Genomic DNA, 12,122 nt, shown 5'->3' with positions numbered 1-12,122 from the left:
GTCTACGCCAGGCAGTCAAGAGGCTGGGCGCTTGCATCGCGGCCCGGTCGGAATCCGGAAGCGGATCGGTTGCCGTGCGGCTCGGCCATCGCGACCACCACCTTGCGCGGCCCGGAGAATGGCGTGCGGGCGTGCGCGACCAGCATGTTGTCCAGCATCATCACGTCGCCGTCCTGCCAGCCGAACGTGACGGTCTCGTCGGCCAGCACCGCGCGCACCTCGTCAAAGACCTCGTCGGGGATCGGCCGGCCATCGGCGTAATAGACGTTGCGCGGCAGGTTCTCGACGCCCAGGATGTCTTCCAGCGACTCGCGCACCTCGGGCTGCAGGCCCGACACATGAAAAAGATGCGCCTGGTTGAACCACACCGCTTCGCCCGTCAGCGGATGATGCGCCACGCCCTGGCACAGCTGCCGCGTGCGCAAAGCGCCATCGTCCAGCCATTCCCATTCGATGCCGGTCTGGCGGCAGAAGGCCTCCACCTGCGACGGCTCATCGGTGTTGAACACGTCTTGCCAGGGCAGATCGAAATCGCCGTAGTTGCGCACGTACAGCAAGCCCGCCGCGAAGCGGTCGCGGATGGCGGCGCGCATGCGGCGATAGATGTTGCGGCTGTCGGCGATCGGGGTTTCGCCACCTTGTGACGCGGCCTTGACGCAATGGAACCAGATCTTCATCGGCCAGTCGCGCGTGTAGGCTTGTTCGTTGTGCAAGGGAATGTGCTGATGCGCCGGATACTCGGTGCTGGTGTAGACACCCGAGGACACGGCGCTACGCGGCGTGGAGGCAAATTCGTAGCTCAGCAGCTCGTGGCCGAATGCCGCCGCGAAGCCTTTGAACACCTCCACCGACGGCACATCGAAGCCGCGCAGCAGGACGCCGCCCACGGTGATCAATGCCGTGTCGATCTGGGCCCGCAGGCGCGACAGGGCCATCATGACCGGTTCGCCGGCGCTGGCCGGCGTCAGCAGCAGGGGCAATTCGCTGCCTGCCGGTGCAATACGCTCGAATCGTTCCATTGCTCTCTTTCCACAGTAATTGGGCGCCCGACTGCCCTTGTGCGAAAGGCGACGCCGCAGGAAGTGGCCGACGCCTTGCCTTCAGGCAGCCCGCCGCGGCGATGCCCTGCCGCCCTGATCGTCCAGCCAGGCCAGCGCCGCGAGGTAGCCGGCAGGCGCCGGCAACGCACAGGCGCAGACAGCGCCATCGGCATCGACGCCCGGCAGGCAATACCGCAAGCGGTATTCGCCGCAATCGGCGGGCGTCACGGCCAATTGCTGCATGTGCAGCCCGATGCCCAGCCCCAGCGCCTTGAGTACGGCTTCCTTGCCCACCCAATGGCGGTAGAAGCCGGCGGCATCCGGCGCGCGCGCGACGCGCTCGCGCTCATCTTCTGTCAGGCAAAGGGGCCCCATCGCCTGCACATCCAGGCACGGCCGTCCCCATTCAATGTCCACGCCCACGGCGCGCTGATTCGACAACGCCACCAAGGCCGCCTGCCCGGAGTGCGACACGCTGAACTCCCACGTGCCGCGCTGCGCGGCGGCGAGCGCGGGCTTGCCATGCAGGCCGCGCGTGAAGACCAGCGCCTCCGGGTCCACGTCCAGCCGCCGCGCCAGCAGCGCGCGTAGGGTTCGCCGCGTGTCGGCAAAGCGGCGGGCGTCATCGACCTGACGAAAACGCCCCATGCGCAGGACCTCGTCGTTGGAAAGTCCATGCACGGATACGGGTGCTGCGCCGTCCGCCAGCGCGATGCGCCAGACCTCGACGTCGGCGGGGACGCTTTCAGGCAGGCAGAGCTGTTGCATGATGGTTTGCCTTGCAGTCCAGGCCCGCCAGCAGGTCCCGCAGGACCGCCAGCACGGCGAGCTCTTGATGCCGGATGAAGAAATGCCCGCCGTCGAACCACGCTTCGGTGTGACCCCGCGACGTCTCGGCGCCCCAGCCCGACACTTGCAGGGGCGTGATGTCGTCCTCTCGCCCGGCGAACACCGCGATGGGCACCGGCAAGGGGGGCTGCGCCGCATAGCGATGGGATTTGCACAGACGGTAATCGGCCGCCAGCGTGTCCAACGCCAGGCGGAGCAATTCATCATCGGCGAACACCGCTTCTGGCGTGCCGCCCTGCTTGCGCATGTCGGCGATCAGCGCATCGTCGTTATCCAGGCCATCGAAACGGGCCGGATCGCGTAGCGCGGGGGCCGGACTTGCCGAGGCGACCAACAGTTCCGGCAAGCGGCGGCCTTGCCGGCGCAGCCGCGAGGCCATGCGGTAGGCCAGCAGCGCGCCCATGCTGTGGCCGAACAGCACGAAGCGCCCTTGCAGATCGCTTTCGTGCCGATCGCAAAGCTGCGCCGCCAACGTATCCAGGTCGGCGGCATAGGCTTGCGCGTACCGTTCACCTCGCCCGGGAAGCTCCACGGGGACCACGCGCAGCCAGGCGGGCAACGCCCGCCGCCAGCGCAGATACATCGTGGCGCTGGCGCCCGCGCAAGGCAGGCACAGCAAGGTGACGGTGGACGCGGTCATTGCGGGGTCGTCGGCGTCTGTTCGTCCATGAAACGGCGCAGCGATGCGGGCCGCATGTCGGTCCACACGCGTTCGACGAACGCCAGGCAGGTCTGCTTGTCGCCCTTGGTTCCCGTGTCGCGCCAGCCCGGTGGCGTCGCCTTGAAATCCGGCCACAACGAGTACTGTTCTTCGTCGTTCACCAACACGCGCAGAACTGCGTCATCACGATCAAAACAACTCATAGCGATCCATCTCCAGACGAGCCTGTGTGCATCAATGCCGCCCTGAAGACGGAATTGACTCTTATTTACATTGACGAATAAGGCGGTGCGGAATTTAGGCGTTTCGAGCTGCCCGCGCCGCTCCGCTGCGGCAGACGGCAAGCGATGCGTCCTAACCCGGCAGCAGATACTCGCGGCAGGAATTGAGTGCCACGTCCGCATCGCGGATCATGAAGTTCACCAGCGTTGTCGACACGCCAAGCTCGCGCGCCACGTCGCGCTGGGTGCAGCCTTCGATGCGATGCAGCTCGAACGCGCGGCGGGTGCGCGCCGACATCGTGGCCAGGCCCTGGGCAGCGAGCGCCAGCGCCTGATGGCTGACTGCCGCGTCTTCCGCCACGGATTCCGATACGGCGTACTGCCCGTCCTCCTGGCCCGCGAACAGGCGCGATTCCAGCGCGCGCCGCCGGTGGTAGTCGATCGACAGATGCCGTACGGTCTGGAACAGATAGGCCACCGGCTCGCGCACGTTTTTGGGCGACGGACCTTCCAACAGCTTCAGATACGTGTCCTGGACCACGTCATCGGCCAGATCCCGAGAACCGAGGATGCGCGTGGCGGTGTGCAGCAGTTGACGTCGATGAACCTGATACAAGGCAGCCAGCTCGTCCCTGATCGATGCTTCGTTGGGCATGATGTCTCTCCTGATTCAATAGCGATACGCGATGGCCGCGAGCACGGTGCGCTCGACGCCATAACGGCAATTGACACGGTCGTTGCGACACACGACCGTCTCCTTATTCAGCAGGTTCATGGCGTCGACGGAGAAGCGCCACGCGCCCGTGTCGTAAGCCAGCGATGCATCGAGGACCGTGGCGCCGTCATTCTTCATGGTGTTGGCGACGTCCACATAGGTCGAGCCGATGTAGCGCACGCCCAGGCCGGCATTCCAGCCAGACAGGGCGCCTTCGGAGAAACGATGCCCCAGCCACAATGCGGCCATGTGGCGCGGCGTGACAATGGGCGTCTTGCCGGCCCCGCCGTCATTGCTGGAGACGTTGGTCACGGCGTTGTAGGTGTAGGCGGCGACCAGGTCCCAGCCATCGCCCTGGCTGAGCTTGGCTTCCAGCTCGACGCCGCGCGACCGCAGACGGCCCGACTGCACGCTGAAGCCCGCGTGGGCCGGATCGGGGTCCGCGGTCAACGCGTTGCGCTGGTTCAGGTTGAACACCGCGACGGTGTAGAGGCTTTGCGAATTCGCGGGCTGGAACTTCACGCCCAGCTCGACCTGGTCCGACTTGGCGGGCGTGAAGGGCGAGCCATCGAAAGCCGCGCCCGCCTGAGGCACGAAGCCCGTCGCATAGCTGACGTAAGGCGCCACGCCGGAGGCAAATGTGTAGGACAGGCCGCTGCGCCAAGTGACCGCGTGATCACGCGTGCGGCTGCTGCCGCCGGTCAGCCGGTCGTCGGTGTCGTCAACGTAGCGGTCGTGCCGCGCCCCCAGCGTCAGCGTCCAGGCCCCGGCCTGGATCTGGTCCTGCGCGTACAGCCCCCACTGCGTGCTGACCTGCCGCACGTCCAGGACCGTCTGGCCGGCGTCCAGCGACTTGATCGGCTGGTTGTAGACGGGCTCATAGATGTCCAGTGACGGCGCGAGCGCCTGCCGGTAGTTCTGTGTGCCCGCCAGCCTGCGATAGTCCACCCCGGCCAGCAGGGTGTGCGTCAGCCCCGCGCCTTCAAGACGGCCTTCCAGCTGGGTATCCACCGCCACGCCATCGGCGCGCTCGGTCGCTTGCAGCTGCATGCGGGAAAGCGTGCGCCCGTCGGCGGCCAGCGCCAGTGGATACAGGTTGCGCAAGGTCATGTCGCCGCGCTGATAGCGTGCGTTCTGGCGCAACGACCACGTGCTGTTCAGCCGATGCTCGAATAGGTAGCCGATACTGGCGAAGTCGCGTTCGTTGCGGTCATACGCGTAATCGCCGACCAGCGTGTGCGTGGGGTAGTAGGCGCGCGATTCGCCATCGTTGCGGTCGTGCTGGTAGTGCGACAGCACCGTTAACGAGGTGTCCGCATCGCGCCATCGCCACGCTGGCGCCACGTATGCAAGGTCGTCGCGGTAGCGGTGATCGTCGTCGTACTTGTCTTGCGTGCCGGCCTCGCGGACCGTGGCGGTCAGGCGATAGGCAGCGCTGCCAGCCGCGCTGACCGGCCCGCCGAGATCCAGGAAGGCCTGCCTGTTGTCGAACGACCCGGCCTGGACCGCCACTTCGCGCAGCACGGTGGCGGTCGGCCGCTTGGTCACCCGGTTCACGATGCCGCCCGGCGCAACCTGGCCGTACAGGGCCGAAGACGGTCCCCGCAGCGCCTCGATGCTCTCCAGCGCATACGCCGGCATGCGCGCGCGGATCTGGTCGTACGGCATCTGGCTCAAGCCGTCGCGGTAGTCGCCCGTCAGCTTGGCGTCAAAGCCGCGCAGCACCAGCCAGTCATTGCGCACTTCGTTGCCGCCGAAGTTGTCGACCTGCACGCCGGGGGTGTACTGCAAGGCCTGCGTGACCGTGCGCACATGGCGCGCCTGCATCTCTTGCCCAGTCACCACCGACACCGATTGCGGCACACGGATGAGCGGCGTCGAGGTCTTGGTGCCCACGTCGGCCACCCGTGCCACGAAGCCGTCCACGCCAACGCTCGCGCCTTCGACCAAGGTCAACGGCATCGAGGTGACCGATGGCGTCCACCCCACGCTTCTGACCTGATAGGCGCCCGGCGTGTCCTGGTGTGCTTCCAGCCCGTAGCTGGCCAGCACCTGGGTAAATGCCTGCTCCACCGTGTAGCGGCCGGTCAGGCCATCGCTATCGAGATTGCGCGTCAGCGACGGGTCGAAGTACAGCAGCACGCCCGCCTGGCTGGCGATCTGCTGCAACACCTGCACCAGCGGCCCCGCCGGGACGTCGTAGCGCAAGCTGACGTTCGCCCGCGCGGCTGGGTTATCCAACGCGGCGGCTTTCTGCCCCAGCATCACGGCCAGCGCCAGCAGCAGCATCGTGAAAAGCGCGCGCGCGCCCTGCCCCCTGGGGGGCCGGGCGATGCGCGCGCCGATGCCTGTCTGCCTGGCCATGATGTCCGATGTCGATACGTTGGATGCCGGTCCTGTTCAATAAAGAGGACACGCCAGAAACCAGAACCGGAAAGGTTTTGATGAAATAATTTTTTGGCGGCCCTGGCCGGGCGCCCCTGGCCGGGCGCCCCTAGCCGGGCGCCTGGCGAGGGGCGCCCGGCCAGTGGTGACGGGCGGTGGACGACCTGCGGCCGGCAGCCCCGGCCGGCGCTCAGTTAGCGGCCGAGACTCGCACCCAGTAGGACGTACGCTGGCTGATCTGCACGGGCAACAAGCGGCCCACCGCCGCCAACACCCGATCCGTGTCCGCCAGCGGGAACAGCCCCGAAATGCGGAGCCGGCCCGCGCGCTCGTCACAGGAAATCACGCCCGGCCGGTAGCGGCTGAGTTCGGCCAGGAAGCGCGACAGCGGCATGTTGTCCGCTGCGATCTCGCCGCGCAGCCAGGCGGTATCGCTGGCGGCCACCGGCCCCGTGGCGGTCACCCGCCCCGATGTCTGGCGCGCGGTCTGACCGGCTTCAAGCGTCAGGCCGTCGCCAGGATGTTGATCCGGCAGTATCCGCACTGCGCCCTCGAACAATGCGACGCGCACGGAATCCGCGTCCAGGCGCGTCGAGAACCGCGTGCCCAGCGCATGCACCGCGCCCAGCGGCGTCGCTACGCGGAACGGCATGGCGGCGTAGGCGGCGGCATGGCCGGTTACGACCAGGATTTCCCCCCGGCGCAAGCGGACGACCCGCAGGCCGTTTTCGAAGCGCACGTCGATGGCCGTGTCGGTATTCAGTGTGATATTGGTGCCGTCGGCCAGCGCGATGTCGCGCCGTTCGCCCACGCCTGTCGCGTAGTCGGGAGACAAACGCAACCAGCGGTTCCGATCGGCGGCCCACAGCGCGGGCCCGATACAGCCGGCCATGAAGGCGGCGGCGATCAGCACGCGGCGTCTTCCCTTCTGGCGGCGATCCAGAGACAGGGCCTCATACGCCGGCTTGCCCGCCAGGTCCCGCATACGGGCGTCGGCGCGCGCCAGATGGGCCCACGCGCGCTCATGGTCGGGATCCGCCTGGCACCAGTCGCGCCAGGCGCGCTTGTCGTCCTCGGTGGCCATGCCGGACATGAACAGCACGTACCAGCGCGACGCCTCTTCGGCCACGCGAGGCGCCAGCGGCATGCCGCCCGCGTACATGGCCATGGCCGGCGCCGGCCGGCTCACGCCTGATGCTCCTGGGCGAAAAAGCACACCTGCACCGCGCGCACCATGTAGTTGCCCACGGTCCGGGTCGTGACGCCCAGCCGGGTGGCGATGTCCTCGTATTTCATGCCTTCCAGTTGCGCCAGCAGGAAGGCTTCCCGCGCCTTGGCCGGCAAGGAGTCCAGCGCCCGGTCGATGGCGCAGAGCGTTTCCAGCACCAGTTTGCGGTCTTCCGGGCTGGGGCTCTGCGCCTCGGGCAGGGTGGCCAGCGTCTCCAGGTATGCCCGTTCGATGCTCTCGCGCCGATAGTGGTTGGCCAGCAGTCGGCGCGCGATGGTGGCCAAAAAGGCACGAGGTTCCAGCAGCGTGGGCGCTTCCCGGGCCGTCATCACGCGCAGGAAGGTATCGTGCGCCAGATCGGCGGCCACGTCCTCGCCGCCCATCCGGTGGCGCAGCCATCCCGCCAGCCACGAATGGTGTTCGGCGTAGAGCGTCTCCGTTCGACGATGCACGGTCGCGTCGGTGCTGGACATGGGTGAATCTCCAAAGTTTCAACCCGACATGACCGTCAGGAAATGGCAATGATAACCATTATCCATTGAGTCTAGTATCGGTTTTCGTTCACTTTGATGACATGCCGCCTTGCTGAGGTACCGACGAGCCCCTCCTTGAAAAGGCCTCCTGGCAAAACCTCTGCCAGGCGCTCGCACCGGACTGTCCCAAACTGACCTGCAAGACCAGCCGAACGCGGGCAGGAACCCGTCGAAATCAAGACAGACCACGGGAGCGCAAACGGTCGGAGGGTCGATCATCCGCCGATCGGAACGGAAACGGCCCCCTCCTGGCGAGGGAATTCAGGCGGACATAGTCGCTGAATGCGCGCACGGTGATGGCCTCGGGTTGTCCCGGTCGATCACCCATCCGCGCCCTTCGCGCCTTGCCTGCACCAAGGCAGTTCTCTACAATAAATAATAATTATCATTTGCAAACACCTGCAATGCCTTCTACGAAGCAAGTCCAAGTCGAGACGCTCTATGCCGACCACCACGGATGGCTGCGAGCTTGGATACGTCGGCAACTGGGAAATTCGTTCGAGGCCGCCGACCTGGCTCATGACGTGTTCGTCCGCTTGCTGGGCCGGCCAGCGGCGATCGAGACGCGCGAGCCGCGTGCGTATCTGAGCACGATCGCGCGCGGTTTGCTGGTGGACCACTGGCGCCGCCGCGAGCTCGAGCGCGCTTGGCTCGAGGTGTTGGCGCGCACGCCCGAGGAGCTGGCGCCTTCGCCCGAGAACCGGATGCTGGTGCTGGAGGCGCTCATCAAGATCGATCAAATGCTGGATGCCCTGAAACCTAAGGTGCGCCAGGCCTTTCTGTGGGCGCAACTGGATGGCTTGCGCTGTCCGCAGATCGCCGAACGTCTGGGCGTTTCCCTTGCCACCGCCGAACGTTACGTGGCGGCGGGCTTGCGCCAATGCTATGCCCACCGGTTCGGTGACGAATGAGCGAGGCCGCCGTGATTCCTGCTGCGGTGGTCGAAGAAGCCATCGCCTGGTCGGTAAAGCTGAACTTCGGCTCGCCCGATCCCGACACCTGTGCCGCCTTCGAGCGCTGGCGCCGCGCGGCGCCTTTGCATGAGCGCGCCTGGGTGCGAATACAAACGCTGAACGCCGATTTCACCGCCGTGCCGCAGCGGCTGGCGCTGGACACGCTCGCCGCCGTGGGGACGACGCAAGGCGCGCGGCGGCAGCAGCGCCGCGCCATGCTCAAGGGCATGCTGCTGCTGGGCGGTCTGACGGGCACGGGCTGGGCGGTGCGCGAGCACGCGCCGTGGCAGCGCATGCTGGCGGACGTCAGCACCGGCGTGGGCGGGCGTGACCGCCTGACGCTGGCCGACGGGACCTTGCTGGCGCTGAACACCGACAGCGCGGTCGGCGTTCGGATGGAGGGCGACGAACGCGTGCTGGTGCTCTATCGTGGCGAGATCTCGATCCAGACCGGCGCCGATGCCGCGTCGCCCGTCAAGCGGCCTTTTCTGGTGCGCACACCGTTTGGCGCAGTCCAGGCACTGGGCACGCGCTTCGTGGTGCGCCTGGATGACGATTGCGCCCGGGTCAGCGTGCAGCAGCACGCGGTGGCGCTGCGGCCCGCCGACGGCGCCGCCCCGGTGATCGCCGAGGCGGGTCAGGCCGCGCGGATGGACCGCCTGGGCGCCCGCCTGGTGCGCAAGCCCGCCATGGCGGCCGATGCCTGGCTGGAGGACGCGATCGAGGGCCAGCACATGAGGCTGGCGGACCTGCTGGCCGAGTTGGCGCGCTACCGGCATGGCCGCATCAGTTGCGCACCGGACGTCGCCGATCTCCGCGTGTCGGGCACCTATCATGTGAACGACACCGACCGCGCCCTTGCCTTCCTCGCCCAGACGCTGCCGATCCGGTTGCGCTACTGGACTCGCTACTGGGTCGCGGTGGGGCCCGCCTGAGGCCTTTCCCGCCCCGTTTGGCGAGCGCCACGATTTTTTTTTCATAAAAAGTGAGGGGATTTGCGTCTTCGACCGGCCTACAGGGAAAGAGACCTTTCAACCTGGCCAATCAAGATTTCGCAATGACCCTCGCTCGTAACTCCAGGACGGCGCGCCCGGCGCCCGTTCCGACCGTGTTGTCCACCGTGCTTTCCGGCGTGCTGTGCGCCGCCGCCCTGGGCGTCATCTCCCCAGTTGTCCAGGCGCAGGGCGCTGTCGCGGCACAAGACGCGGAATACACCTTCGCGATTGCAGCCGGCCCGCTGGACCTGGCGCTGAACCAGTTCGCCCGTGCCGCCGGCGTGAATGTGTCGTTCGACGCCGGACTGGTGAGCGGATTGCGGACCGAGGGCCTGCAAGGTCGCTGGAGCGTCCAACGCGGCTTGAGCGCATTGCTGGCCCGCACCGGATTGGAGGGGGTCAGGTTTTCCAGCGGCGGCTATGCCGTGCGGCGCCTGCCCGGCGGCAGCGCGACCCTGCTCGAACCCGTTACGGTGACGGGGCAGGAATACAGTCTGATGACCGAAGGCACCGGGTCCTACACCACGTCGGAGGTGACGATCGGCAAGGGCGAGCAGCGGCTGCGCGACATTCCGCAGTCGGTCAGCGTGGTGACCCGCCAGCGCCTGGACGAGCAGAACCTGACTTCGGTGTACGACGCGCTGGAAAACACCACTGGCGTGACCCTGCAGCAGAGCCCGCAGGGCGGCAAATACATTTACTCGCGCGGTTTCATCAACAGCGTGATCCAGTACGACGGCGTGCCGCTGGAGCGCAGCATGTATGGCCGCGCCAGCAACTACTCGGGTGGCACCGCGTTTTATGACCGCGTCGAAGTGCTGCGCGGCGCGGCCGGCCTGCTGCAAGGTTCGGGCTCGCCCGGCGGCGCGGTGAACCTGGTGCGCAAGCGGCCGCTGGACGAAGACCGCCTCATGGTCGAGACCGCGGCCGGAAGCTGGGACCGCTACGGCATGCAGATCGACGGCAGCGCCCTCCTGAACGAGGACGGCAGCCTGCGAGGCCGCGCCCTGATCGACCGCCAGGACGAGCGTTCGTTCGTGGACCGGGTGGACATGAAGAACACCACCGTCTACGCCACCGTCGAGTACGACTTCTCGCCGCGCACGCAGGTCAACCTGGGATACAGCTACGAAGATCTCCGGGGCAGGCCCTCGATGTCGGGCCTGCCGCGCTACAGCACTGGCGAAGAGGTGGGCTTCAGGCGATCCACCAGCTTTGGCGCGAACTGGAACCGGCAGGAGACGTCGAACCAGGGCTTCTACGCCGACTTCACGCACGCGTTCAATGATGACTGGCGCTTCAAGATGACGGGCGCCTACGTGCAGGAGAGCCAGTACCTGAAGTACACCGCGTCGAGCCGCGCGGTGAATCCGGCGACCCAGATGGCGACCGTCAGCGTAGCCAGGACGGTGGCCGACATCGACACGTCGGGCGTGGACGCGAACCTCACCGGCAAGTTCCAGGCGTTCGGCCGCACGCACGAGGTGGTGGTGGGCGCCAACTACGGGCACAACAAGATCGACACTTCCTACGCTTACCTGGTCAATTACGCGACCTTCAACGCGTTCAATTTCGATCCGGACCTGCCCGAGCCCACCACGGCGGAGATACGCGCAGCCACCGACGAGGTGCGCATCGGCTCGAACCGCGAACTGGGCTTTTACGGCACCACGCGGCTGCAACTGGCCGATCCCTTGAAGCTGGTGCTAGGCGGCCGGTTCAGCCGCTCCAACCGGGTCTGGACGACCGACACCACCACCGCTGGCGTACTCGTCAACGGTCAGACCAAGCAGGCCAACACCCATTTCACGCCCTATGCCGGCCTGATGCTGGACCTGTCGCCGCAGTGGACCACGTATGTGAGCTACACCGACATTTTCCAGCCGCAGAGCGAGGTAAATGCGGCGGGAGAGGCGCTCAAGCCGATCGTGGGTGAAAGCTACGAACTGGGATTGAAGGGCGAGTTGCTGGACGGCCGCGTCAACACCGCATTCGCGCTCTTTCGCATCAACCAGAACAACCGCGCCCAGGTCGATTTCAACACCAGCCCGACCTGCGCTGCCGGCTACTTCTGCTACACCGACGCGGGCAAGGTGCGCAGTCAGGGCTTCGACGCGGAGATTAGCGGCGAGCTGACCCCCGGCTGGAACCTTTATGCCGGCTACACCTTCAACACGACCAAGTACCTGAAGGACCAGGATAGCGAAGGCCAGGCGTTCGCGTGGTACACGCCCAAGCACATCTTCCGGCTCTGGACCACGTATCAGCTTCCGGGCGACATGAACGCCTTCACGGTGGGCGGCGGCGTCAATGTGCAGAGCGGGCAGTCGCGCCAGATCGGCGCCACCACCGTATACGCCAGCGGACGCGCAGTGTGGAGCGCCTATGCGAGGTATCAGATCAACCGCAATTGGGCGGCCACGGTCAACCTCAACAACGTCTTCGACAAGACCTATTACAGCGCCGTCGGCAACCTGGTCAACGGCGTCCAATACGGCGATCCCCGCAATGCGATGCTGACGCTGCGCGGCACGTTCTGACC

At 66.5% G+C, this 12,122-nt stretch carries 11 protein-coding genes; 3 read left to right on the top strand and 8 right to left on the bottom strand.

The window, feature by feature from the left end:
• Positions 1–2: 2 nt before the first annotated feature.
• From ACZ50Q_RS08415 to ACZ50Q_RS08380, 8 genes are all read right to left on the bottom strand, one after another.
• Positions 3–1,019: a TauD/TfdA family dioxygenase gene (locus tag ACZ50Q_RS08415; RefSeq protein WP_464081167.1), complete on the bottom strand. Its 1,017-nt coding sequence runs from the start codon at positions 1,017–1,019 to the stop codon at positions 3–5.
• 81 nt (positions 1,020–1,100) lie between these two features.
• Positions 1,101–1,808, bottom strand: coding sequence for a 4'-phosphopantetheinyl transferase family protein (locus ACZ50Q_RS08410; protein WP_464081166.1), 708 nt, complete (start codon positions 1,806–1,808; stop codon positions 1,101–1,103).
• Positions 1,786–2,529, bottom strand: coding sequence for a thioesterase II family protein (locus tag ACZ50Q_RS08405; RefSeq protein WP_464081165.1), 744 nt, complete (start codon positions 2,527–2,529; stop codon positions 1,786–1,788). The genes ACZ50Q_RS08410 and ACZ50Q_RS08405 overlap by 23 nt, the downstream gene beginning before the upstream one ends.
• Positions 2,526–2,753 carry an MbtH family protein gene (locus tag ACZ50Q_RS08400; protein ID WP_464081966.1) on the bottom strand — a complete coding sequence of 76 codons (228 nt, stop codon included), beginning with the start codon at positions 2,751–2,753 and terminating at the stop codon, positions 2,526–2,528. The genes ACZ50Q_RS08405 and ACZ50Q_RS08400 overlap by 4 nt, the downstream gene beginning before the upstream one ends.
• Positions 2,754–2,904: 151 nt before the next feature.
• Entirely contained in the window at positions 2,905–3,426 is a 522-nt protein-coding gene (locus ACZ50Q_RS08395) for a sigma-70 family RNA polymerase sigma factor (RefSeq protein WP_464081164.1), read from the bottom strand.
• A 15-nt stretch (positions 3,427–3,441) separates the two neighbouring features.
• Complete coding sequence (locus ACZ50Q_RS08390; protein WP_464081163.1) at positions 3,442–5,850, bottom strand: TonB-dependent siderophore receptor; 2,409 nt, start codon at positions 5,848–5,850, stop codon at positions 3,442–3,444.
• A 211-nt stretch (positions 5,851–6,061) separates the two neighbouring features.
• Positions 6,062–7,060: a FecR domain-containing protein gene (locus ACZ50Q_RS08385; protein ID WP_464081162.1), complete on the bottom strand. Its 999-nt coding sequence runs from the start codon at positions 7,058–7,060 to the stop codon at positions 6,062–6,064.
• Positions 7,057–7,572, bottom strand: coding sequence for a sigma-70 family RNA polymerase sigma factor (locus tag ACZ50Q_RS08380; protein WP_464081161.1), 516 nt, complete (start codon positions 7,570–7,572; stop codon positions 7,057–7,059). The genes ACZ50Q_RS08385 and ACZ50Q_RS08380 overlap by 4 nt, the downstream gene beginning before the upstream one ends.
• 464 nt (positions 7,573–8,036) lie before the next feature.
• Between ACZ50Q_RS08380 and ACZ50Q_RS08375 the strand changes: the two genes are divergently transcribed.
• From ACZ50Q_RS08375 to ACZ50Q_RS08365, 3 genes are all read left to right on the top strand, one after another.
• Entirely contained in the window at positions 8,037–8,543 is a 507-nt protein-coding gene (locus ACZ50Q_RS08375; RefSeq protein WP_464081160.1) for a sigma-70 family RNA polymerase sigma factor, read from the top strand.
• The gene (locus ACZ50Q_RS08370; protein ID WP_464081159.1) at positions 8,540–9,520 is read left to right on the top strand and encodes a FecR domain-containing protein; all 981 of its coding nucleotides are present in this window, start codon (positions 8,540–8,542) and stop codon (positions 9,518–9,520) included. Before ACZ50Q_RS08375 ends, ACZ50Q_RS08370 begins: the two co-directional genes overlap by 4 nt.
• 122 nt (positions 9,521–9,642) lie before the next feature.
• A complete protein-coding gene (locus ACZ50Q_RS08365) occupies positions 9,643–12,120 on the top strand; it encodes a TonB-dependent siderophore receptor (RefSeq protein ID WP_464081158.1) in 2,478 nt (825 codons plus the stop codon).
• The last annotated feature ends 2 nt before the right edge of the window (positions 12,121–12,122 follow it).

It is taken from the genome of Achromobacter sp. T5-5, from assembly GCF_055397965.1.
The sequence above is the reverse complement of the archived record's forward strand: the minus strand, read 5'-3'. Positions and strand labels throughout refer to the sequence as shown.